We start from the raw sequence: 21,484 nt of genomic DNA, 5'->3' as shown, positions 1-21,484 counted from the left end.
TATTATCACGCGATGATCATCTCGGGCCGGGCAGCGCCGCCTCGGTGGGGCTCGTGTCCGCGCCGGCGGGGTCCGCGGCCTCGGGGTCCGCGTCCGCGGGCTGCGGGTCCGCTTCGCCCGGGACCAGGCCGACCAGCCGGCCCACCAGCTCGCCGAACGGCCCGTCGGCCGGTTCGTCCGCGAGGATCCGCACCAGGATCCCGGCCATCTCCGCGTCGTACGCCGCACTCACGGCGGCCAGCGCCGCGAAGTCGTGCACCAGCTGCAACTCCAGCTCGGCCCGCGGGATCTCCCGCCCGTCCAGCCAGATCAGCGCCGTGGACTCGGCCAGCGACACCCACGAGCGCACCACCAGCCGCAGCCGCGCAGGCGGCCTCTCGATGCCGAGGTGGCGCAGGATCTCCTCGTACGCAGCCTGCCGGACCTCGTCGATCATCTGGTTGGTCCGGGTCGAGCCGACGGCCGGCCCGCCCCGCATCAGCGCCGAGAAACCGGGCCCGTGGTCGTCGACGAACGCGAAGAACCGGCCCATCACCCGCAGCAGCCGGCCCCCGAGCGGACCCTCCTGCGGCTCCACGAACCGCTGCGCCAACTCGTCGGCCGCCCGCCGCAGCGCGGCCTCGTACAGGCTCAACTTGCCGGGAAAGTAGTGGTAGACGAGCGGCCTGGATATGCCCGCGGCCGCCGCGATCTCGTCGATCGACACATCCTCGGGCGACCTGTTGCTGAACAGCTCCAGGGCCACCCCGATCAGCTGCTGCCGCCGCTCCTCGACACCCATCCTGCGTCGCACCCCGGTTGTCATGCGGAACACCCTACTGGCCGGGCAGCGGCAAGTGCGCCGGTCAGAGGTCCAGGACCAGCCGGTCACCCCTGGCCCGCGAGACGCACAGGAGCATGGACTCCTCGCGCTCCCGGTCCGTGAGGAGCCCGTCCCGGTGGTCCACCTCGCCCGCCAGCACCCGGTGTTGGCAGGTGCCGCAGAAGCCCCGCTCACAGGAGTACGGGGTGTCCGGCAGCTCCCGGCGGACGGCGGCCAGGGCCGATTCGCCGGGCCCGACCTCGACGGCGCGGCCCGAGCGGTGGAGTTCGACCGTGAAGGGCCGGTCCGCTCCTGTGACGGCAGGGGAGGAGGCCGGAGCGAACCGCTCCAGGCGCACCGCCCCCGGGTCCGGGGCGGCGGCCAGCACCGCGTCCATCAGCGGCTCGGGGCCGCAGGCGTAGACGAGGGTGCCCGGGCCGGCGCCCGACAGCAGCCCGGCCAGGTCGGGCAGCCCCGCCTCGTCCTCGGGGACGAGGGTGACGCGGTCGCCGTAGCCGGCCAGTTCGGGCCGGAACGGCATCGAGGCCAGGGAACGGCCCCCGTACAGGAGCGTCCACTGCGCGTGTGCGGCGGTGGCGGCGCGCAGCATCGGCAGGAGCGGGGTGATGCCGATGCCGCCTGCGACGAAGAGGTACGAGGCGGCCGGCTCCAGCGCGAAGCGGTTGCGCGGCGGGCGCAGTTCCAGCTCCGCGCCCTCCACCAGCCGCTCGTGCACCTCACGGGAGCCGCCGCGGCCGTCCTCGACGAGGCGGACCGCGATCGTGTACCGGCCCGCGTCCGCCGGGTCCCCGCACAGCGAGTACTGCCGTACCAGCCCGGACGGCAGCCGGACGTCCACGTGCGCGCCCGGAGTCCAGGCGGGCAGCTCGGGGGATTCCACGGCCAGCTGCACCACGCCGAGGGCCGGCTCCGTGCGGGAGACGATCAGCGTGCGCAGCCAGCGGCGCGGCGAGTACCCGGAGACGGGGGTCTCCAGTGCCGGGAGCGGCCACAGGGGAGAGCGGGAGATCCGCTTGCGCAGGGCGCGGCGGGTCGCCCATGCGGCGCCGGCCAGCACGGCTGCCGCGGCGGTCCTCGTCGTTGCGGCGCGGTTCACGGGCGGGCACCGCCGTTCGCGCCGGGGGAGGAGGCCAGGTAGGCGGCGGCCTGGGCGGTGGAGCCCTCCTGGGACGGGTGGTACGTAGGGGAGAGGTAGGTCGGGATCGACTTGAGCATGGCACCCGTGGAGGGCAGGACGCCCTGCTGCCCGGCGCGGAAGAGCTGGCCGAGCGAGGCCCTGCCGTCCTGCAGGTGCGGGTCGTTCTCCATGAAGAAGCGGGCGCCGCGCTGCCACAGGAACACGAGCGCCGCGAAGGCGGTGGCCCAGGTCCGGGCGCGGCGGCGGTAGCTGCCGTCCACGTGCATGAACAGGTCGAAGGCCACCGCGCGGTGCTCGACCTCCTCCGCGCCGTGCCAGCGCAGCAGGTCGAGCATCACGGGGTCCGCGCCGCGCCGGTCCAGCTCCTCGGCGTTGAGGACCCAGTTGCCCAGGAAGGCGGTGTAGTGCTCGATCGCCGCGATCATGGCGACGCGCTCCATGAGCCACCAGTGGCGGGCCCTGCCGGGCGGGAGGGTCCGGTCGCCGAGCAGCTTCTCGAAGAGCCAGTCCACCTGGGCGGTGTAGGGGGTCGGGTCCAGGCCGAGGCGCTTGAGGTGCGGGAGGACGTCGTCGTGGGCGGTGGCGTGCATGGCCTCCTGGCCGATGAACCCGATGACGTCCGCACGCAGCCGCTCGTCCTCGATGTACGGGAGCACCTGCTTGTAGACGTGCACGAACCAGCGCTCGCCGGCGGGCAGGAGCAGGTGCAGCACGTTGATGGTGTGCGTGGCGAAGGGGTCGCCGGGCAGCCAGTGGAGCGGGGTGTCCTCCCAGCCGAAGGACACGTTCCGCGCCTTGAGCTCTGTGTGTTCCGACGCCACGGGGGCCGGGGCGTGGGCGTGGGCGCGGGCGTGGGCGCGGGCGTGGGCACGGGCGGCGGCGGGCGGCCTATTAGACATGGCGTCAATGTACTGAGACGTGCCCGGGGAGGAAAACCCCTCTGCCGGGACTTCCTGAGCTGCCCGCGAGCGTTGATCGAACCGAGCGGCCCGGGTTCATCGGGCCTTCCACCAGGGGGAGTTCGGATGGCAGACGTACAGGCGCGGGTCGAGGGCATCCTGCGGGCCGCGGTCGATGCCGGGCGGGAATCCGCGGTGCAGGTGGCGGCGTACCTGCGCGGCGAGCTGATCGTGGACGCGTACGCGGGTACGTACGAGGGCGCGGTGGGCGGGGGAGCGGTGGGTGAGGGCGCGGTGGGTGAGGACGCCGCGGGCGAGGGCGGTGGCCGCCTGGTGGACTCGGACTCCCTCTTCCACAGCTACTCCACCGGCAAGGGCGTCACCGCGACCCTGGTCCACGTCCTGGCCGAGCGCGGGCTGCTCGATCTCGACGCCCCGATCGCCGACCGCTGGCCCGAGTTCGCCGTCCACGGCAAGGGCGGTGCCACCCTCCGCCACGCGCTGACCCACCGGATCGGCATCCCGCAGCTGCCGTCCGGCCTCACCCCGCAGGAGCTGTGCGACTGGGACCGGATGTGCGCGGTGGTCGCCGGCCAGGTGCCCCGGTGGGAGCCGGGCACCGCCACCGGCTACCACGGCTGGAGCTACGCCTGGATCGTCGGCGAGACCGTGCGCCGCGCCACCGGGCTCACCGTCTCCGAGGCCCTGCGCCGCCACGTCGCCGAGCCGCTCGGCGTCGCCGACTCGCTCCTGTTCGGCGTGCCCGCCGGCCAGGTGTACCGCGTGGTGCCGCTGCTGGCGGGCAGTTGGGACGCGATGCTGGCCGGGCTGCCCGCGGACGCGCCGCTCCTGACGGCGGTGCCGAACCGCTCGGTGTGGCCCGCCGCCGAGCTCGCGAACCGGCCCGCGTACCTGGCGGCGGACGTCCCGGCCGGCGGGACCATGACCGCGCGGGCCGCCGCCCGGATGTACGCCGCGCTGCTCGGCGAGGTGGACGGGGTCCGGCTCCTGCCGGCCGAGCGCCTGCCGCTGCTGTACGCCTTGCAGACGGCGGAGTGGGACCGGGTCCTGGGTGCCCCGGTTCCGAAGGGCCTGGGGTACTTCCTCGGCCTGCCCGAGTCGGACCGCGAGCCCACCGCCTTCGGCCATCAGGGCAGCGGCGGCAGCCTCGCCTTCGCCGACCCGCGCCGCGGCCTGGCCTTCGCCTTCACCCGCAGCCGTCTCACCCTCGGCGGCGCCGACGGCACCTCGATGCGCGTGGCGGCCGCCATCCGGGAGGCCGTGGGCGGCTGAGCGGGGGCGGCCCCTTGGTGGTGTGACGCAAGTCACATTTCGAAATGCCTGCGCGGCGCAGGGGAATCCCCTAGTCTTCTGTGTGACGAAGCAATTGCGTCACGCAGGAGACTGCGTTGACCAGGGATTCTCCAGGGGGAACCATGCTCACCATCGCCGTCACCGGAGCCACCGGCGCCCAGGGCGGGGCCACCACTCGCGCCCTGATCGCCGCCGGACACCGGGTCCGCGCCCTGACCCGGCAGCCGGACGCGCCTGCCGCCGACGCCCTGCGCCGCCTCGGGGCCGAGGTGTGCCGCGCCGACTTCGACGACCGGGGCTCGCTCGACGCCGCGCTCGCCGGGGCGGATTCGCTCTTCGCGGTCACCACCCCGTTCGGGACCGATACCGCCACCGAGGTCCGGCAGGGTGTGTCCCTCGTCGATGCAGCGGCCGGTGCAGGCGTCGGGCACATCGTGTTCACCTCCGCCGCGCATGCCGACCGCGCGACGGGCGTCCCGCACTACGACAGCAAGTACGCCATCGAGCAGCACCTGCAGGCGTCCGGCGTGCCCTGGACCGTGATCGCCCCGGCGGCGTTCATGGACAACTACACCAGCGGCTGGACCCTCGACGGGCTGCGCGAGGGGGCGTTCGCCTGGCCCATGCCCGCGCACGTTCCGCTCACCCTCATACCCGCCTGCGACATCGGCGCGTTCGCCGCGCTGGCCCTGCAGCGCCGCGACGAGTTCGTCGGCCGCCGCATCGACATCGCCTCCGACGAGCTCACCGCCGCCGGCATGGCGGAGGTCCTCGCGGCCGCCGCCGGGCGTCCGATCGTCCACCGCGAAGTGCCCCTGGCCCACGTCCGGGACTTCTCCGACGATCTCGCCGCCATGTTCGAGTACTTCACCACCCGCGGCCTCACCGTCGACACCGCCGCGCTGCGCCGCGACTTCCCCGAGGTCGGCTGGCACACCTTCGCCGACTGGGCCGTCGGCCAGGACTGGGCCGCCCTCCTGGCCGCCGCACCCGCCCCCGCCCACCACTGAGGAGCACGTCCGTGAAACCCATCGGCTACTGGCTCAACCGCACCGACCAGGCCCTCACCCGCTCCATGGACGAGATGCTTGGACAGTTCGGCCTCACGCGCCTCGCCTGGCAGGTCCTCAATGTCGTCCGGGACGCATCCGGTACCGCCGCCGACAGTGATGTCCGGGCCGTACTGGCCGCCCATGCCGACGTTGCCGTGCTCGATGCCGCCATCCGCAGCGTCCTGGCCGACGGCTGGGCGGAGCGGCCTGCGCCGGGCCGACTCGCCCTCACCTCCGGCGGGAGCCGACGGCTGGGCGAAGTCGCCGAGCGCGTCGATGCGTTCCGCGAGCAGTGCACGGCCGGGATCTCCCAGGAGGAGTACCGGACGGCCGTGCTCGTGCTGGAACGCATGACGCGGAACCTGGAGGCTAGCCCCGGCCCAATACCCCGGCCTTCGTCCCGTCCGTGAGCTTGCCCGACAGCTCGACCTGGGCTCCCGCCGGCGCCTTCACCGCCAGCCGGTTGCCCGTCGCGGCCCCGCTCACGCCGCCGCCCGACACCGACAGCGACGCGAACTGCGCACTGCCCGACGCCAGGACGTACCACTGGCCCGCCTTCGACTTCCACAGCACACCCGCCAGGACCCGCGGCTCCCGTGGCCCGCAGGCCGGCGAGCCCTCCGCCTGGGCCGCCTGCGCCGCCACCGGGGTGCCGGGCGCCAGGAACTGGGCCTGCACCCGGTCCTGCACGCCCGCCCAGGTCTCGGCACGGCTGCACAGCCAGGTCGCCGTGCCGTCGCCCTCGGGCAGGGTCTGCTTGGCGTAGGTCCAGGCGTTGACGCTGCGGACGCCGTGGGAGCGGACCGAGGCCAGCAGGCACGCGGTGCGTGACCAGTCGCCCAGCTCGGCGCCCTCCGTCACGTCGCGCTCCGAGCCCGGGGCGCCCGAGGTCAGTCGGGCCGCGGTCAGCTCGCCGAGGTCCGTGACCAGGCGGGTGGTTCCGTCGCCGGTCAGCGCCAGCGCGTTCCAGCTGGTGCAGCTCCCGCCGGGCGCGGGGCTGAGCACCGGCGGGGTGAGCCCGTCCGGGCCCAGCTTCAGGGTGGTCGGGGCCTCGCCGGGCTTGAGCAGGTCCCGGGTCGCGGCGCCGGTCACCCACGGGGCGGTCAGGTAGCGGACGTTGCCGTCGACGCGGCTGAGCACCAGCGCGGTGGCGGACTCTGCCGAGGCGCCGTCGGTGCGGGCGAAGTCGAGGGCGGCGACCGAGGTGCCGTCGCGGGGTTCGGCGTACCGCACGATGCGCAGGCCGTCGTACAGCAGGACCACGACCGCCTGGTCGACGGTGCCGGCGAACAGCAGCTGTGGCGGGCCCATCGGCGGCCCCGGCGGGGTACCGGGGGTGGCGGAGGCGACGACGGACTTGCCGGGCCGGGCCCACACGGCAAGCGCCCGCCGCAGCAGGGCGGTGTCGTCGACGCGGTCGCCGCGGGCGGGCCAGGTGGAGAAGCCCGTACGGGAGGAGGTGCGCCACAGCGTGGGCTGGACCCGGATCAGCTTGCCGGGGTCCAGGGCCTGCTCCGATGCGGCGTTGCGCGCGTACGGCGGGGCCGCGGCGCCGTCCCCGCCCCAGCCGCCGCCCGGCAGTGCGAGCAGCGCCCCGCACACGGCGAGCGCCGCGCCGGCGGCCAGGGCGGCCCGCGCGAAACGGCGGCGGCGCAGCAGGTCGGTGGGCCGGGCCTGAAGGACGCAGGGGTCGAACTCGGGGGAGGTGAACAGGGCGTCGTGCACGGGATCGCCGGATTCCGCGACGGCTGCGGCCGGGTTGGCGACCCCGGCCTCGGTGAGCACCCGCAGGACCTCCGGCTCCGGCAGGCGTTCCAGGGCCCGCAGCACGCAGGCCGCCCGGCCGGGCCCGTCGAGCGTGGCCAGCCACTGGTCCAGGGCCAGTTCCTCGGCTCCGCCCGAGCGCGGGAACAGCCGCAGCCCCCACACCTGCGGCAGCAGCGCGGGCAGCTGGGCCCGCTTCGGCCGGGCCCGCAAGCTCAGCGGGACCCCGGCCTCCAGGGCCGAGCGCAGCACGCGCAGCCGGACGTAGGCGTACCCGGCGTCGCCGCCGGTCGCCCCGCGCTGGCCGGGCAGGCTCCCCTGCGCGGCCCCGCCACCGGACCGCCGGCCGCGCGGCAGGGCCCGCTGAACCATCGCATGGGCAGTGAGCACCCGCCGGTGGCGGCCCAGGGAGGGCGGCAGCACCAGGTAGGCGAGCCGCACCAGCCGCGGGTAGTGCTCGACGATGGCGGCCTCGGCCTGCTCGACGTCGGGCGGCACGGAAGACGGGAGGCGGGTGGCGGTGTCCGGCGCAGTCACGTTCAGCAGAACGAGCGAATCGCCGGACGGTCACCGCCCGCGGCGCACACCTTCGGGTCGTCCCGCCCGGCAGGGCCCAGGGCGGGACGGGGTGCGGGGCCTTGACCGGGGCCCCGCCGGAGCCGCTGCGGCCCAGGTCAGGGCGTCATGCCCGGATGCCGTCGGGCGGTCACGCCGTGAGGCGGGCGCGCAGGGCGTCGACCGTCTCGTCGGAGACGCCGAGCCCCTCGCGGACGTACTTCTCCATCGAGCCGTAGCGGGTGCGGACCTCGTCGAGCGCGGCCTCCAGGTACACGGGGAAGACCCCGATCAGCCCGAGCGCGATGTCCGGGTTCCCGCCGGCCATCGTGAAGCCCTCGATCATCCGTGCGAAGGCCTGCTTCACCGCCGGGTTCACCGACAGGTATTCGGCCATCAGGGTGTCCTCGTCCGCGCCGAGCAGCGCCAGGACGACGGTGGCGCCCCACCCGGTGCGGTCCTTGCCGGCCGTGCAGTGGAAGAGCAGCGGGCCCGCCTCGGGATCGGCGAGCTCGGTGAGCAGCAGGCGGTACCCGGCCTGCGCGGAGGCGGTGTTCACGAGCGACCGGTAGGTGTCGGCGAACAGGGCCTGGACCTTGCCGCCGCCGAGGTGCTCCTCCGCCACGGCCGGGTCGGACAGCAGGTCCTTGAGCTGGGTGGCGGCCGGGATCTGCCCGGCGTTCAGCTTGTCGGCGAGCACGTCGCTGATCAGCAGGCGCACATCGGCGGGTATCCGGTCCGGGTGGGCGGCGCGCTCGGCGGCGGTGCGGAAGTCGATGACCGTGCGCAGGCCGAGCGCGGCCACCACCGGGTCGGTGTCGACGTCGAGGCGGTCGAGCTGGCCGGAGCGCAGGACCAGGCCGTGGCGGACGGTCCGGCCGCCGGCGAGCGGGGTGCCGCCCAGGTCGCGGAGGTTGGCGACGGTGGTGGAGGGGGTGGCGGTGGCGGTCATCGTGGCGGCTCCAGCAGGGGAAGAGTGCAGGGTCATCCGATTTTCGGACGATTTGGGCGGGATAGGTAATCGAAGACCAGTGAGAGCCCGACCCCCACGCCGAGGGCCGCAAGGTGTCCGGCGTCCGTGAACGTGCGCCCCCGCCGCAGCAGCGGCTGCGCGGCGACGGCCAGCAGCCCCGCCCGGGCGGCCGTGCGTACCGGCCCGCGGGGCAGCGCCGAGGTCAGCGCCCCGAGCACCGCGTTGAACCCGTAGCTCGTCCCCACGTCCAGGGCCCGCCGGGTCTCGCGGCCGGCCCTGCCGTGCAGCACCCCGTACACGAGGAGCGTCGCCGTGACGTGCCCGAACAGGAACACCGCGGCCGTCCACCAGGCGCCGTGGGCGTACTCCGCGTACCCGAGCACCGCGACCAGCAGCAGCGCGTACGGCAGCGGCATGGGCTCCTCGACGACGAAGGCGCTGCTCAGCAGCGTCTCCCAGCGCCCGGCGGCCAGATTGTCGACGTTCGTCGAGCAGCCGCGCAGCACCCGGTCCCGCCGGTCCGCGCCCAGTCCCTCCAGGGCGTACGCCCCGAGCTGGACCCCTCCCGCGTACACCGCGCCGGATATCGGCGGCGGCCATGGCAATGGCTTCACCCGACCATGATCGGATACGGCCCTGCGGCGGACGGAGCCGGGTCCGTCCTGTGCGAGCATGTTCCGGCCATGTCAGGAAACCCCGCGCCGCTGCGCGCCACACGGGCCGCGATGTTCGCGGCGGTGTGCACGGCATTGGGTGCCGCGGGGCATTCGCACATGTCCGGTGCAGATATTCCTGCGATGGGCCTTTTGGGTGCCTTTGCCGTGACCGGCGGGCTCGCCTGGCTCGGCGCCGGCCGCCGCAGGGGTCCCGTGGGGATCAGCGCGGCCCTCCTCGCCGTGCAGGGCGTGCTGCACCTCCTCTTCTCCGGCAGCCAGGCCGGCCGCCGGGCCGGACGGGAGGCCGCCGGTCACGCCGTACGGCACCTGCCCGAGCCGATGCCCGGCCACCACCACGTCCAGGGCATGCCCATGCCCGCCGCCCTGCCGGAGACGGCGTCCGCGCCGATGCAGGGCATGGGCGGCATGGACGGCATGAGTGATCTGGGCGGCATGGCCGCGATGGCCGGACACGGCGGGCTCGGCATGCTCGCCGCCCACGTGCTCGCCGCGCTCTTCTGCGCCGCCTGGCTCGCCCGGGGCGAGGCCGCCGTCTTCCGGCTCGCCGCCGCCGCCGGCGCCACCACCCTGCTGGCGGCCCGGCCGCTCGCCCGCGCGCTCGCCCTGCTGTGGGCCCGCGCGGCCGACGTTGCGCAGCCTCCGGCGCACCGGCCCGCGTACCCGCGGCCGCGCCGGCTGCGCGGGGCCGTGCACGCCCACGCCCTGGTGCGCCGCGGGCCGCCGCTCCCGCCGGACACCCGCTCCACGGCCCCCGGCCGTCCTGCCTGCGCCTGACCGAACGGCGCACCTCCCGTGTCGCGGTGAGGAGGCGAGACCTGGGGCCGGTTCACCCCAGTCTTCGCCAACCCTTAGGACCACCATGTCTCTTGACGAGGCCCAGGGCGCCCCCACGCGGGACGCCGACATACCCGTGGCGGCCGAAGCCGCCACTGCATCCGCATCCGCATCCGCATCCGTGTCCGTGTCCGCGCCTGCGTCCGTGCCTGCCCGGTCCGGTGGCTGGGCGGCGCTGCGGCCGCTGGTGCTGCGCATGCACTTCTACGCGGGCGTCCTGATAGCCCCCCTGCTCTTCCTGGCCGCGGCCACCGGCCTGCTCTACGCCGGCTCCTGGCAGGCCGAGAAGATCATCTACGCCGACGAGCTGACCGTCTCCCAGGTCGGGGACCACGAGCTCACGCTCGCCGACCAGGTCGCGGCGGCCCGACGCGCCGAGCCCTCCGGCAAGGTCGTCGGCGTGTGGCCCGCCCCCGACGCGGAGGCGACCACCCGCGTGATCATGGAGGTTCCGGGCCTCGAAGAGGGCAAGAACCGCACCGTGTTCGTGGACCCGTACACGGCCGAGGTCAACGGCACCCTGACCACCTCCGGCGACGCGCTGCCGCTGCGCGCCTGGCTCAGCGAGTTCCACTCCAACCTCCAGCTGGGCGAGTTCGGCCGGAACTACAGCGAACTCGCCGCGAGCTGGCTGTGGGTGGTCGCCCTCGGCGGCCTCGCCCTGTGGATCGGCCGGCGCCGCTCCCGCAAGGCGCAGCTGGTCCTGCCCGACCGCAAGGCCACGGGCCGCCGCAAGACGCTCTCCTGGCACGGTGCGGTCGGCCTGTGGGCCGTCACCGGTCTCGTCGCGCTCTCCGCCACCGGTCTGACCTGGTCGAAGTACGCCGGTGAGAACATCGGGCAGCTCCAGGACCGCCTGGGCGGCGCCACCCCGTCGGTCTCCGCGAAGCTCGCCGCCGGCTCGGACGCGGCGGGCGGCGGTAACGAGCACGCCGGGCACGTGATGACCGAGGGCATGGAGATGCCGCCGGCGCCGCCCACCGCCGACATCGGCATCGACGCCGCCGTGGCCGCCGCGCACCGCGCCGGCATCACCGACACCCTGCAGGTCACGCTGCCGGCCAAGGGGAAGGGCTACGTCATCAAGGAGAAGGACCGGCAGTTCCCGGTCCACCTCGACTCCGTCGCCGTCGACCCCGCCGACGGCCGGGTCATCGACGTGCTGCGGTTCTCCGACTACCCCGTCCTCGCCAAGCTGACCCGCTTCGGCATCGACCTGCACATGGGGTTGACCTTTGGGCTTGTCAACCAGATCGCCCTGGCCGGGCTGGCCGTGGCGCTGATGTTCCTGGTGTTCTGGGGCTACCGGATGTGGTGGCTGCGACGGCCCACCAAGTCGCGGAGGGTCTCGGTCGGGCGGGCGCAGCCGCGGGGTGCCTGGCGCAAGGTGCCGGTGGGGGTGCTGCTTCCGCTTGCCGGCGTGACGGTGGTGGTGGGGTGGTTCGTGCCGCTGCTCGGCCTCAGCCTTCTGGTCTTCCTCGTGGTGGATGTGGCGCTCGGCGCGGTTGCGGGGCGGCGGGCCGCCGCGTAGCCGTCTCGTCTCCGGAGCGGCCGGTGGGCCCGTACTCCTGTGTGGAGTACGGGCCCACCGTTGTTTTGCGGGGTTCTGTTGGCCCTGCGGGGCTGTTCCCCACCCCGCCCTTTCACCGTTTCCCGGGCTCCGCCCAGACCCGTTGCGCTCAAACGCCGCGCGGGCTGGAGGTGCTCCGCGCGGGCTGGTGGAGCTCCGCGCGGGCTGGTTCAGGGGGCGTACTTGTAGCCCACTCGGCGGACCGTTTGGATTGCGCCTCGGTGGGCCGTGCCCAGTTTGCGGCGGAGGCGGGCCACGTGGACGTCCACGGTCCGGCCGTCGCCGACGTGGCCGTAGCCCCATACCGTGGTGACCAGTTGGTCCCGGCTGTGCACCCGGTGCGGGTGGGCCACCAGGTGGGCCAGCAGCTCGAACTCCAGGTACGTCAGGTCCAGTACCTGGCCGTCGACCTCGGCGGTGCGCTGCGCGGCGTCGATGCGGACCAGCGCGTCACCGGTGGTGGTGGACGGGGATGCGGGCGGGGTGGGAACGGACTGGGGGGCGAAGGCGATCGGCTGCTGGTCGGCGGGGACGAGGACCAGGTAGCCGACCATCGGCGGCTGGCCCGGGAGCGCCGGCAGGGAGTGCTGCGGCGCGGGCAGCCATGTGGCGCCGGGCGGCAGCAGGTCGGCAACCCGGGCGACCTCGTCCGGGGCCACGGCGCGCAACCGGTGTCGCGGACTGGAGGGGAAGGGCAGGGGTGCGGTCGCAGCGGAGGCGGCGGACGTCAGGGAACGGGTCTGAGACATGAGTGGTCAGCTCTTTCACGCGGAGTGGTCGGCAGGAGACGTGCGTACGTCGTCGATGCACCGCGCAGACCGAAGGCCTCGGGAAGGTCGGGTCGAGTCCCGGGGAGGCTTTAGAGGGCCGGCGCGTTCGTCGCGCGGCAACACACCCGGTCGAAGTCGTGATCCTGACGGGACGGCCAGAACGGCTCGAGGTCGCTGCGACCGGTCGAGGTGTGCGAATGGCTGGCCATGGGCCCATTGAAGCAGACGCGTGCCGCCCCGGGCAGACCCCGTCTCATCTGGTGGATCGGAATCTCATATCCAGGGGCCGGGGTACGGCAACGCCCGCCGGACCAAGGGGGTTCGGCGGGCGTTGGCGGGTGTCGGAGGCCGGGTCAGACCAGGCCGTCCTTCTCCAGGCCGGTGCAGCAGGTGTCCGTGATCAGGCGGGTCACCACGTACGGGTCCACGTTGGCGTTCGGGCGGCGGTCCTCGATGTAGCCCTTGCCGTCCTTCTCCACCTGCCACGGGATGCGGACCGAGGCGCCGCGGTCGGAGACGCCGTAGCTGAACTCGTTCCACGGGGCGGTCTCGTGCAGACCCGTCAGACGCTCGTCGATGCCCGCGCCGTAGTTCTTGACGTGGTCCAGGGGCTTGCTGCCCTCGCCCAGCGCCTCGCACGCGGAGATGATCGCGCGGTAGTCCTCGCGCATCGCCTTCGTGGAGAAGTTGGTGTGCGCGCCCGCGCCGTTCCAGTCGCCCTTCACCGGCTTCGGGTTCAGCGTCGCGGAGACGTTGAAGTCCTCGGCGGTGCGGTACAGCAGCCAGCGCGCGACCCACAGCTGGTCCGCGACCTCCAGCGGGCCGAGCGGGCCCACCTGGAACTCCCACTGGCCGGGCATGACCTCGGCGTTGATGCCGGAGATGTCCAGGCCCGCGGCCAGGCAGTGGTCGAGGTGCTTCTCGACGATCTCGCGGCCGAAGATCTCGTCCGAGCCGACACCGCAGTAGTAGCCGCCCTGCGCCGCCGGGAAGCCGCCGACCGGGAAGCCCAGCGGGCGCTGGCCGTCGAAGAAGGTGTACTCCTGCTCGATGCCGAAGATCGGCTCCTGTCCGGCGAACTTCTCGGCGACCGGCCGCAGCAGCGCGCGGGTGTTCGACTCGTGCGGGGTCATGTCGATGTTCAGCACCTCGCACAGCACCAGGACGTCGTTCCCGCCGCGGATCGGGTCCGGGCAGGAGAACACCGGCTGCAGGACGCGGTCGGAGGCGTGTCCCTCGGCCTGGTTGGTGCTCGAACCGTCGAAGCCCCAGATCGGCAGCTCGGCGCCGTCCGCGAGGATCTTCGTCTTGGAGCGCAGCTTGGCCGTCGGCGCGGTGCCGTCGATCCAGATGTACTCAGCCTTGTAGCTCACGGGCCCCATCCTTCGGTGCGTCGCGCCGCGCCGCGCAGGCTCTGCGGATGCTGCGGTGGGCGGTGCTGCGGTGTAGTCCGCAGCGTGCCCCGTGGCGATTTCTCATCCGTTGCCCGTGTGTGAACCCCGTGTTACCGGGGTTTACTCCGCAGCTCGGGTGGCTTGTGCGGGTCGGTGTCAGCACACCCGTCCGAGTGGGGCAGACTGACATGGTGAGCATTTCGTACGATTTGAGTCCCGTCGGCGATGACGCGGAACTCACCCCTCCGCCCGCCCGTCCCCGCGTCGGCCTGCTGGGCACCGGCCCCTGGGCCCGCCGTACGCACGCGCCCGCCCTGGCCGCCCACGCCGGATCCGAGTTCGCCGGGGTCTGGGGCCGCCGCCCCGAGGCCGCGGCCGGGCTGGCGGAGGAGTACGGCGTGAAGGTGTACGACGATCCCGACGCGCTGTTCGCCGACTGCGACGTGGCCGCCTTCGCCCTCCCGCCCGACGTGCAGGCCCCGCTGGCCGTCCGCGCCGCCGCCGCGGGCTGCGGGCTCCTGCTCGACAAGCCCGTCGCGACCACCGTCGAGGACGCCCGCGCCGTCGCCGACGCCGCCGAACGCCACGGCGTCGCCTCCGTCGTCTTCCTCACCCTCCGCTTCGCCGACCCGGCCGCGGCCTGGGTCGAGGAGCAGGCCGGCCGCTCCGGCTGGTTCAGCGCGAGCGCCCACTGGCTCGGCGCCGTCTTCCCGCCCGACGGCGCGCCCAGCGCGTACGCCGACTCGCCCTGGCGCAAGGCCAAGGGCGGCCTCTGGGACGTCGGTCCGCACGCCCTGTCCGTCCTGATCCCGGTCCTCGGCGAGGTCACCTCCGTCACCGCCGCCCGGGGGCCGTCCGACATGGTCCAGCTGGCCCTGCGCCACACCTCGGGCGCGGCCAGCACCGCCGTGCTCAGCCTGGGCGCGCCCGTCGCGGCGGCCGGGGTGGGCCTTGAGGTGCGCGGGGCCGAGGGCGTCTTCTCGCTGCCCAACTGGACCGACGTACCGGGTGCGTACGGGCGCGCGCTGGACGCGCTGCTCACCGCCGCCCGCACCGGGGTGCCGGACGCCCGCGACGCGCGGTTCGCGGCGCGGCTGACGGAGATCCTGGCGCAGGCGGAGGCGCAGCTGCCGGCCTGAGCGGGCCGGGGAGTGGCGGGGGTGTGGCGGGGCGTCAGGCCAGGACGACGACCTGGTGCATGCCCTTGATCGCGTGCGGGAGCCCGGTGACGTCGTCCGGGACGAAGCAGAGCAGGACGTACGTGCCCGGCGGCAGGTTCCGCGTCTCCAGCAGCACGGAGCGGCCCGGGGAGACGATGCCGAGGCCGACGGGCCGTCCGGCGTAGGGCAGCGGGCCGGGCGCAACGCGGTCGAAGACGGCCTGGAGCTGCGCGTCCGTGGTGCCGGGCGCGACGGGCTGGAGCGCCATCTCGTGCAGCTCGTCCGAGGCGTTGTGCACCAGGATGCTGTCCCCGGCCCGGTCCAGGCCGTGGACCTCGAAGCGGGGGCCGTCCGCGGTGTCCCGTTCGAGCACGAGGCTGCCGGCGACGCCCGCCGGGCTGCTCGGACTGCTCGGGCCGATCAGGCTCTCGGCCGTCCCGTACGTCCGGCCGCCGTGGAGCCGGAGCGTGCGGGTGACCGGGTGCGCCGGGTCCGCGAGGAAGGCGCTGAAGTCCAGCAGGACGACCTCGCCCGCGCTGACCGGGGTCGTGAAGGTCTCCGCCACCGCCGGGGTGACCTGGGCCCCGCCGAACAGCTCCGCCCGGTCGCGTACCGCGGCGATGCCCTCGGCCGTGGGGACGGGCTGGTGGCTGACGGCCTTGGCGAGGTCGGCCAGCACCTGGTCCGCGCTCACGCCCGGGTGCGGCCGGAAGGCCTGCAGGAGGTGCCCGTTCGGGTCGTCGGTCGTGACCCGGAAGGACACCAGGCCCGCCTGCGCGGTCAGCGGCGCCTCGATGCCGGACGCGGTGACCTTCACGTCGACCGGGACCGGCGCCCGGCGGCCGAGGTCCGCCCCACCAGTGGCGGTGGCGGTGGCGCTGTCGGCTGCCGTGCCGGCCGTGGTGCCGGCGGCGGCCGGACCGCCAAGGGAAACGGTGAGAACGAGCGCGGCCAATGTGGCCGCCGCGCGCGGCCCGTGCTTGAGCAGTGCGGTACGCATGGGTCTCCTGTTCGTGGAACGGGCCCCCCGAACCAGGCCAGCGCCTTCGAAAGCCCGGGCGGCGACAGCCACGCACACTACGGTCCCGATCGAAACCGCCTGCCGGAAAACTGACTTATTTCAGAACGGCGTTGGCGACGATGATGACCAGGCCGATGGTGGCGTCCGCGAGGCCGATGAGCAGGGCCGAGCCGATCCGGTAGCGGACGCGGAGCGCCACGTAGGAGCCCAAGGCGAACAACAGCGCGGTGTTCAGGCCGAGCCCGACGGCCGTCACCCCGGTGGAGTCCCAGCCCGCGAACCCGGCCAGGACCAGCAGCAGCACGGTGGGCGCGGTGGCGGCGACGATCGGCCACTCGGTCCACAGGGCCCGCACCAGCAGCCGCCACCGGTGGGCGGCGGAGTCGGTCCGGTGTTCGGCCATGTGGTGCGCGTACCCGTGCGCGAGCCCCCCCGCCACGGCGGTGACGAGGATCCAGAGGGCGTCCTGGAAGGGCAGGTACGGCCCGCCCTCCCGGTCGAGCGCGGCGAGCAGCGCAGACGCGAGCACGGTCCCGTACACCCCGCCGAACATCCAGTCGGACCCGCGGCGGGCCGGGGGGACGCCCGGACGGGGGCCCGTCGGAGGCTGCGGGTTCAGCGGTGTGCGCACGATGCTCCTTTGGTCCGGTATCTGCCTTTTACTCGGTTTCACACCCTACGAGGTGGGAGGGTGAGGACGGGATGAGGACGGGATGCGGAGCGCCTGCGCGGGCGCCTGTGAGGGCGTACACGAGGAAGCCGGCGGGGCGGTGTCGGCGCCGCCGACGGCGGCGACCGCCGTCGCCAGGGCTTGTGCCGCCCGGGTGAAGGCCGCTTCCGGGGCTGCTGCGTAGCCGACGACCAGGCCCTCGCGGGCCGGGGCGGCCTGGTCCGGGGCTGCGGTCCTGGCTGCCGGGTGGCGGTACGAGGAGAGGCCGTCCAGGGAGATGCCCGCCGCGTGCGCCGCGGCCAGTGCGGCCCGCTCCGTACCGGGCGGGAGTCCCACCACCGCGTGCAGGCCCGCCGAGATGCCCGTCACCCGCAGGTGCGGGGCGCGCGCCGCCAGGACGGCGGCCAGCAGGTCGCGGCGGCCGCGGTAGCGGGCGCGCATGCGGCGGACGTGGCGGTCGTACGCGCCGCACTCGACGAAGTCGGCCAGCGCCAGCTGGTCCAGGGCGCTCGCCCAGGACTCCCGCAGCCCCTTCGCCGCGAGCACCGGCTCGACCAGGTCGTCCGGCAGCACCAGCCAGCCGAGGCGGACCGCGGGGGACAGGGATTTGCTGAGCGAGCCCGCGTAGACGACCCGGGCGGGATCCAGGCCCTGGACGGCGCCGATCGGCTTGCGGTCGTACCGGAACTCCCCGTCGTAGTCGTCCTCCACGATCAGCCCGCCCGTCGTACGGGCCCACTCCACGGCGGCGGCCCGCCGCCCCGGCAGCAGGCTGACACCGGTCGGGAACTGGTGCGCCGGGGTGAGCAGCAGCGTGCGCGCCCGCGCCGGGACGAGGTCGGTACGGGCCCCGCCCCCGTCGACCGGGACCGGATGGGGCCGCACCCCGGCGGCGTCCAGGACGCCGTGGTGGAAGGGGAGTCCGTACTCCTCCACCGCCCAGTCGCGGGGCCGGACGGAGGCGAGCAGGCGCAGCCCGTTCGCGAAGCCGGAGCAGACCACGATGTTCTCCGGGCCGGTCCGCACGCCCCGCGCCCGGGCCAGGTACGCGGCCAGCGCCCGCCGCAGCTCGGGCCGGCCCCGCGGATCCCCGGGGCCGAAGGCCTCGGTCGGGGCCTGCGCGAGGGCCCGCCGGGCGCTGGTGGACCACGGACCCCGCGGGAAGGAGGCCGGGTCGGGCTTGCCCTGCAGCATGTCGTGGCGGGGTTCCGCGGGGACGGGCCAGGTCCGGGTCGCCGGCGGCGCGGCCGCGCCGGCCGCGGTCGAGGCGGTGGCCGAGGTGTGCAAGGCGGCCGAGGTGGCCGAGGTGGCCGCCCCCTCGGCGACCCGGGTGCCGGAGCCCTGCCGGGCGGTGAGCCAGCCCTCCGCCACCAGCTCGGCGTACGCGTCGGCGACGGCGTTGCGGGCCAGCCCGAGGTCGGCGGCCAGGGCCCGGTAGGGCGGCAGCCGGGTCCCGCCGGCGAGCCGCCCGCTGCGCACGGCTTCGCGCAGCGCCTTGGCGAGGGCGGTGCGGCGGGAGCCGTGCGCGGGGAGGTCGAGGTGCAGGTCGGCGCCGCCACCCGGGCCGGCGGCCCCGTCGGTGGCGCCGGTGTCGGCGGTGTCGTCGGAGGTCATGGCGGGGAGCGTACGGCGCGGCCCCGCACCCCGGGCGCGGCGTGTCGGCGCAGGCCGGCCGGAGGTCAGCCGCGGCGGGAGAGGGCCTCGCGGACGGCCTCCTCCGAGCGCCCGACCACGGCCGTGCCGTCCTCCGCGGTGATGATGGGCCGCTGGATGAGCTTCGGGTGCGCCGCCAGGTGGGCGATCCAGCGGGCCCGCGCCTCCTCGGTCTCCTCGCGCGGCAGCTCCCGTACGCCGGTCTCCTTCGCGAGGGGGTCGGAGGTGCGCGTGATGTCCCAGGGCTCCAGGCCGAGCCGGCCCAGCACCTCGCGGATCTCGTCCTCGGAGGGCACGTCCTCCAGGTAGCGGCGCACCGTGTAGTCGGCGCCCTCGGCGTCGAGCAGGGTCAGTGCGCTGCGGCACTTCGAGCAGGCGGGGTTGATCCAGATCTCCATGGCTCCCAGCCTAGTCAGAGCCGCTCCGGCCAGGGCCTTTGTCAGTGGCCCGCCGTAAAATCGAGGGAGTACGACAGGAAGCCAACTACCGTTTGGGAGGCTGTAGATGGCCACTGCCACGATGCTTCGGCCCGTCAAGAAGAAGCCGCTGCCCGCGGGTCTGCCCCGGGAGTGGTACGAGAGCCACAACCGCCGGCTGAAGGCGATGCGGCTGGCGATATCCCTGCTCGACTCGGGGACGTACGACGCACGGCGGGCCACCAACCGGAAGATCCGGACCATGGCCGTCCGGACCGGCATCCACCGGCCGTCGAACACCACGTGCAAGCTGGTGCGCGCGTTCATCGTGAGCAACGCGGGCTGAGCGCTGGGGGCGGGGTGTTCCGGCGCTCGGCCGGGGCGCCCCGCCCGTTTCGTGCTACCCGCTTCCGCTCCCCGTCCTCCTCACGACACCTGCGTCCCGTCCTCTGCGCAGAGCACCAGCAGGGCCACGTCGTCGCGCGGGCCGCCCGAGGTGAAGGTGACGAGGTCCTGCCACACGGCGCCGACCAGGCCGGCCGGGTCCGCCGAGGCGGGAGTGTCCACGACCGGGATGCGGGTGGCCAGGGGGTAGAAGTGGCCGGCCGCGTCGCGGGCCTCGGTGACCCCGTCCGTGACGGCGAGCAGCCGGTCGCCCGGCCGCAGCGGAAGGCCCGTGACGGCGGCGGCGGTGTCCCCGGTGAGCCCGAGCCCGAGCGGCGGACCGGGCTCCACCGCCACCTCGGACACCGACCGGCCGCGCAGCAGGAGCGCCGGCGGATGCCCGCACGAGACGATCCGTACGAGTTCCAGCCCGGGCGGGAACTCCAGCAGCAGGGCCGTGGCGAACAGCTCCGGGCGCGCGCAGGAGGCACCACCCGAATCCGCCGCGTCGGCGGTGTCCGCCAGCAGCCGGCGGTCGAGCCGGGCGGCGACACCCGTCAGCTCCGGATCGTCCAGCACCCCTTCGCGGAACGCGCCGAGCAGCGCCGCCACCGTGCCGACCGCGGCCAGGCCGTGCCCCTGCACGTCCCCGACCAGGGCCCGCACCCCGTACGGCCCGGCCCGTACGTCGTACAGGTCCCCGCCGACCAGCGTGCCGCGCTGCGCCGCCCGGTACAGCCCGGCGCAGCGCACCCGGCCGACCCGGTCCGGCACCGGCGGCAGCACCGCCAGCTGCGCCGCCTCCGCCACGGTCCGTACGCTGACCAGCTGGGCGTCGCGGCGCCGCCGGACCCAGGCGATCACCACGCTGAGCACCCCGATCGCGGCCACCGTGGCCAGGTCCGCGCCGTGCGGGTGCGCCACCCCTGTCCACGGCCCGCCGAGCAGGGCCAGCACCAGCCCGGCGAAGACGGCGGTGCCCGCGGCCCCGTACGCGAAGGCCGCCACCGGCGGCACCCCGGCGAGGAAGTAGCCCAGCTCGACGCCCGGGGTGATCCGCTGCGCGAGCACCAGCACCACCAAGGCCACCGCGGGCGCGATGCGGGCCCAGCGCGGCGGTGGCTCCCCGCGCAGCCAGCCCGGCTCCTGGCGTCGGCGTCTCACTCCTCCACCCTGGTACGGGGCCCCGGGCCGCGCACCCCGGACCGGATCCGCCGGGTGGCCCGCCGGCGCCCGTACGCCGACAGTGGTCCCGTGACGGATGCGACGGCCCCGCGGGGCGGGCAGGGCGACCTGAGCGGGGCGATGAGCACCCGGCTGAACTGGCTGCGGGCGGGGGTGCTCGGGGCGAACGACGGGATCATCTCCACCGCCGGGCTGGTGGTCGGCGTCGCCGGGGCGACGACCTCGCGCCCGGCGATCCTGGCGGCGGGGGTGGCCGGGCTGCTGGCCGGGGCCTTGTCGATGGCGGCGGGGGAGTACGTGTCGGTCAGCTCCCAGCGGGACTCCGAGCGGGCCGCGCTGGACGTGGAGCGGCGGGAGCTGGCCGAGGCGCCGGAGGCGGAGCTCGAGGAGCTGACCGAGCTGCTGGCGGCCCGCGGGCTGAGCCGGGAGCTGGCGCGGGAGGCGGCGGTGCAGCTGACGGCGCGGGACGCGCTGCGGGCCCATGCCCGGGTGGAGCTCGGCATCAACCCCGACGAGCTGGCCAACCCCTGGCACGCGGCGTTCGCCAGCCTGGTCGCGTTCACGGTGGGGGCCGTGCTGCCGCTGCTGGCGATCGTCCTGCCGGGGCCCTCCGGGCGGGTGCCGATCACGGTGGCGGCCGTGGTGGCCGCGCTCGTCCTGTGCGGGGTGGTCAGCGCCCGCCTGGGCGGTGCCCCTGCCGGCCGGGCGGTCCTGCGCAACGTGACCGGCGGCGCCCTGGCAATGGCGGTCACCTACGCGGTGGGCACCTGGCTCGGCACCGCCTGAGCCACCGCCTCCGCACCTCCGAACCCGGGGCAGCCCCGCCCGGCTCCCGAAGCCCCCGGCAAACTCACCCCCGCCCCGCTTCCGAAGCCGAGGGCCGGCACCTTCAGCCCCGTCCCGCCTCCGAAGCCGAGGGCCGGCACCTTCAGCCTCGTCCTGCTTTCGAAGCCGAGGGCCGGCACCTTCAGCCCCGTCCTGCTTTCGAAGCCGAGGGCCGCACCTTCAGCCTCGCCGGCGTTTGAGGCGCGGGGTCTGGGGCGGAGCCCCAGGGGCCCGACCGGCTCCGCCGACGCCTGTGGCCGGGGCCGGCCATTCCGTGCTCGTCCCGCTGTCGAAGCGGGGGTCGGCAAACCCAGCCCCGCCGGCGTTTGAGGCGCGGGTCCGGGCAGAGCCCGGTGCCCGGCGGAGCCGGGTTCCTCGGGGCGCCGCCCCACGCCCTGCGGCGCCAG

21 protein-coding genes are annotated in these 21,484 nt (G+C 74.8%); 8 read left to right on the top strand and 13 right to left on the bottom strand.

Annotated elements, in window-relative coordinates; all coding sequences use genetic code 11:
* Positions 1 to 16 precede the first annotated feature (16 nt).
* Genes AB0F11_RS25740 through AB0F11_RS25730 form a run of 3 tightly spaced genes read right to left on the bottom strand, consistent with a single transcriptional unit; the run spans position 17 to position 2,860 of the window.
* Entirely contained in the window at positions 17 to 805 is a 789-nt protein-coding gene (locus AB0F11_RS25740) for a TetR family transcriptional regulator (RefSeq protein ID WP_362178127.1), read from the bottom strand.
* 40 nt (positions 806 to 845) lie between these two features.
* A complete protein-coding gene (locus tag AB0F11_RS25735; RefSeq protein WP_362178124.1) occupies positions 846 to 1,919 on the bottom strand; it encodes a PDR/VanB family oxidoreductase in 1,074 nt (357 codons plus the stop codon).
* Positions 1,916 to 2,860 (bottom strand): metal-dependent hydrolase, encoded by a 945-nt coding sequence (locus AB0F11_RS25730; protein WP_362178121.1) that lies wholly within the window; start codon positions 2,858 to 2,860, stop codon positions 1,916 to 1,918. Before AB0F11_RS25730 ends, AB0F11_RS25735 begins: the two co-directional genes overlap by 4 nt.
* A 126-nt stretch (positions 2,861 to 2,986) precedes the next feature.
* Here AB0F11_RS25730 and AB0F11_RS25725 point away from each other — a divergent pair, with 126 nt between their 5' ends.
* The 3 genes from AB0F11_RS25725 to AB0F11_RS25715 all read left to right on the top strand — a co-directional run bounded on the left by AB0F11_RS25725 (position 2,987) and on the right by AB0F11_RS25715 (position 5,636).
* Entirely contained in the window at positions 2,987 to 4,153 is a 1,167-nt protein-coding gene (locus AB0F11_RS25725; RefSeq protein WP_362178118.1) for a serine hydrolase domain-containing protein, read from the top strand.
* Positions 4,154 to 4,296: 143 nt separating this feature from the next.
* Entirely contained in the window at positions 4,297 to 5,184 is an 888-nt protein-coding gene (locus tag AB0F11_RS25720; protein WP_362178116.1) for an NmrA/HSCARG family protein, read from the top strand.
* A gap of 11 nt (positions 5,185 to 5,195) precedes the next feature.
* Positions 5,196 to 5,636, top strand: a complete 441-nt coding sequence (locus tag AB0F11_RS25715; protein ID WP_362178113.1) for a MarR family transcriptional regulator — start codon at positions 5,196 to 5,198, stop codon at positions 5,634 to 5,636.
* On the opposite strand, the gene AB0F11_RS25710 is transcribed toward AB0F11_RS25715, so the two are convergent.
* The 3 genes from AB0F11_RS25710 to AB0F11_RS25700 all read right to left on the bottom strand — a co-directional run bounded on the left by AB0F11_RS25710 (position 5,596) and on the right by AB0F11_RS25700 (position 9,132).
* The gene (locus AB0F11_RS25710; RefSeq protein WP_362178215.1) at positions 5,596 to 7,536 is read right to left on the bottom strand and encodes a hypothetical protein; all 1,941 of its coding nucleotides are present in this window, start codon (positions 7,534 to 7,536) and stop codon (positions 5,596 to 5,598) included. The genes AB0F11_RS25715 and AB0F11_RS25710 overlap by 41 nt on opposite strands.
* A 160-nt stretch (positions 7,537 to 7,696) precedes the next feature.
* The gene (locus tag AB0F11_RS25705; RefSeq protein WP_362178110.1) at positions 7,697 to 8,497 is read right to left on the bottom strand and encodes a tyrosine-protein phosphatase; all 801 of its coding nucleotides are present in this window, start codon (positions 8,495 to 8,497) and stop codon (positions 7,697 to 7,699) included.
* A 32-nt stretch (positions 8,498 to 8,529) separates the two neighbouring features.
* On the bottom strand, positions 8,530 to 9,132 hold the full coding sequence (locus AB0F11_RS25700) for a rhomboid-like protein (protein WP_362178108.1): 603 nt from the start codon (positions 9,130 to 9,132) through the stop codon (positions 8,530 to 8,532).
* Between the two features lie 69 nt (positions 9,133 to 9,201).
* On the opposite strand from AB0F11_RS25700, the gene AB0F11_RS25695 reads away from it, so the two are divergent.
* On the top strand, positions 9,202 to 9,969 hold the full coding sequence (locus AB0F11_RS25695; RefSeq protein ID WP_362178105.1) for a hypothetical protein: 768 nt from the start codon (positions 9,202 to 9,204) through the stop codon (positions 9,967 to 9,969).
* Positions 9,970 to 10,054: 85 nt separating this feature from the next.
* A complete protein-coding gene (locus tag AB0F11_RS25690) occupies positions 10,055 to 11,560 on the top strand; it encodes a PepSY domain-containing protein (protein ID WP_362178102.1) in 1,506 nt (501 codons plus the stop codon).
* Positions 11,561 to 11,769: 209 nt separating this feature from the next.
* Here AB0F11_RS25690 and AB0F11_RS25685 read toward each other — a convergent pair whose 3' ends face one another.
* Together AB0F11_RS25685 and glnII are read right to left on the bottom strand one after the other, a co-directional pair.
* Positions 11,770 to 12,348 carry a winged helix-turn-helix domain-containing protein gene (locus tag AB0F11_RS25685; protein WP_362178099.1) on the bottom strand — a complete coding sequence of 193 codons (579 nt, stop codon included), beginning with the start codon at positions 12,346 to 12,348 and terminating at the stop codon, positions 11,770 to 11,772.
* Between the two features lie 374 nt (positions 12,349 to 12,722).
* Positions 12,723 to 13,742 carry a glutamine synthetase gene (glnII, locus tag AB0F11_RS25680; RefSeq protein WP_362178096.1) on the bottom strand — a complete coding sequence of 340 codons (1,020 nt, stop codon included), beginning with the start codon at positions 13,740 to 13,742 and terminating at the stop codon, positions 12,723 to 12,725.
* Between the two features lie 218 nt (positions 13,743 to 13,960).
* Here glnII and AB0F11_RS25675 point away from each other — a divergent pair, with 218 nt between their 5' ends.
* Positions 13,961 to 14,902 (top strand): Gfo/Idh/MocA family oxidoreductase, encoded by a 942-nt coding sequence (locus AB0F11_RS25675; protein ID WP_362178212.1) that lies wholly within the window; start codon positions 13,961 to 13,963, stop codon positions 14,900 to 14,902.
* A 34-nt stretch (positions 14,903 to 14,936) separates the two neighbouring features.
* Here AB0F11_RS25675 and AB0F11_RS25670 read toward each other — a convergent pair whose 3' ends face one another.
* The 4 genes from AB0F11_RS25670 to AB0F11_RS25655 all read right to left on the bottom strand — a co-directional run bounded on the left by AB0F11_RS25670 (position 14,937) and on the right by AB0F11_RS25655 (position 18,665).
* Positions 14,937 to 15,923: a hypothetical protein gene (locus AB0F11_RS25670; RefSeq protein ID WP_362178095.1), complete on the bottom strand. Its 987-nt coding sequence runs from the start codon at positions 15,921 to 15,923 to the stop codon at positions 14,937 to 14,939.
* A 115-nt stretch (positions 15,924 to 16,038) separates the two neighbouring features.
* A complete protein-coding gene (locus AB0F11_RS25665) occupies positions 16,039 to 16,575 on the bottom strand; it encodes a hypothetical protein (RefSeq protein ID WP_362178093.1) in 537 nt (178 codons plus the stop codon).
* A 45-nt stretch (positions 16,576 to 16,620) separates the two neighbouring features.
* The gene (locus AB0F11_RS25660; RefSeq protein ID WP_362178091.1) at positions 16,621 to 18,228 is read right to left on the bottom strand and encodes a PLP-dependent aminotransferase family protein; all 1,608 of its coding nucleotides are present in this window, start codon (positions 18,226 to 18,228) and stop codon (positions 16,621 to 16,623) included.
* Between the two features lie 65 nt (positions 18,229 to 18,293).
* Positions 18,294 to 18,665, bottom strand: coding sequence for an ArsC/Spx/MgsR family protein (locus AB0F11_RS25655; protein WP_362178089.1), 372 nt, complete (start codon positions 18,663 to 18,665; stop codon positions 18,294 to 18,296).
* Positions 18,666 to 18,771: 106 nt separating this feature from the next.
* Here AB0F11_RS25655 and AB0F11_RS25650 point away from each other — a divergent pair, with 106 nt between their 5' ends.
* Positions 18,772 to 19,029: a hypothetical protein gene (locus tag AB0F11_RS25650; protein WP_362178086.1), complete on the top strand. Its 258-nt coding sequence runs from the start codon at positions 18,772 to 18,774 to the stop codon at positions 19,027 to 19,029.
* A gap of 80 nt (positions 19,030 to 19,109) precedes the next feature.
* On the opposite strand, the gene AB0F11_RS25645 is transcribed toward AB0F11_RS25650, so the two are convergent.
* The gene (locus AB0F11_RS25645; RefSeq protein WP_362178083.1) at positions 19,110 to 20,231 is read right to left on the bottom strand and encodes a PP2C family protein-serine/threonine phosphatase; all 1,122 of its coding nucleotides are present in this window, start codon (positions 20,229 to 20,231) and stop codon (positions 19,110 to 19,112) included.
* Between the two features lie 141 nt (positions 20,232 to 20,372).
* Between AB0F11_RS25645 and AB0F11_RS25640 the strand changes: the two genes are divergently transcribed.
* A complete protein-coding gene (locus AB0F11_RS25640) occupies positions 20,373 to 21,038 on the top strand; it encodes a VIT family protein (RefSeq protein WP_362178209.1) in 666 nt (221 codons plus the stop codon).
* Positions 21,039 to 21,484 lie beyond the last annotated feature (446 nt).

Origin of the sequence: Streptomyces sp. NPDC032472 (assembly GCF_040636955.1) — a bacterium.
Lineage (GTDB): Bacteria > Actinomycetota > Actinomycetes > Streptomycetales > Streptomycetaceae > Streptomyces.
Note: the sequence above shows the minus strand (reverse complement) of the source record. Positions and strands in the feature narration are given on the sequence as shown.

Coding starts and splice junctions, on each gene's coding strand:
- AB0F11_RS25730 (WP_362178121.1), bottom strand. CDS start 2,860: ATGTCTAATAGGCCGCCCGCCGCCGCCCGTGCCCACGCCCGCGCCCAC.
- AB0F11_RS25720 (WP_362178116.1), top strand. CDS start 4,297: ATGCTCACCATCGCCGTCACCGGAGCCACCGGCGCCCAGGGCGGGGCC.
- AB0F11_RS25640 (WP_362178209.1), top strand. CDS start 20,373: ATGAGCACCCGGCTGAACTGGCTGCGGGCGGGGGTGCTCGGGGCGAAC.
- AB0F11_RS25655 (WP_362178089.1), bottom strand. CDS start 18,665: ATGGAGATCTGGATCAACCCCGCCTGCTCGAAGTGCCGCAGCGCACTG.
- AB0F11_RS25705 (WP_362178110.1), bottom strand. CDS start 8,497: ATGACCGCCACCGCCACCCCCTCCACCACCGTCGCCAACCTCCGCGAC.
- AB0F11_RS25685 (WP_362178099.1), bottom strand. CDS start 12,348: ATGTCTCAGACCCGTTCCCTGACGTCCGCCGCCTCCGCTGCGACCGCA.
- AB0F11_RS25740 (WP_362178127.1), bottom strand. CDS start 805: ATGACAACCGGGGTGCGACGCAGGATGGGTGTCGAGGAGCGGCGGCAG.
- AB0F11_RS25670 (WP_362178095.1), bottom strand. CDS start 15,923: ATGCGTACCGCACTGCTCAAGCACGGGCCGCGCGCGGCGGCCACATTG.
- AB0F11_RS25660 (WP_362178091.1), bottom strand. CDS start 18,228: ATGACCTCCGACGACACCGCCGACACCGGCGCCACCGACGGGGCCGCC.
- AB0F11_RS25695 (WP_362178105.1), top strand. CDS start 9,202: ATGTCAGGAAACCCCGCGCCGCTGCGCGCCACACGGGCCGCGATGTTC.
- AB0F11_RS25725 (WP_362178118.1), top strand. CDS start 2,987: ATGGCAGACGTACAGGCGCGGGTCGAGGGCATCCTGCGGGCCGCGGTC.
- AB0F11_RS25690 (WP_362178102.1), top strand. CDS start 10,055: ATGTCTCTTGACGAGGCCCAGGGCGCCCCCACGCGGGACGCCGACATA.
- AB0F11_RS25650 (WP_362178086.1), top strand. CDS start 18,772: ATGGCCACTGCCACGATGCTTCGGCCCGTCAAGAAGAAGCCGCTGCCC.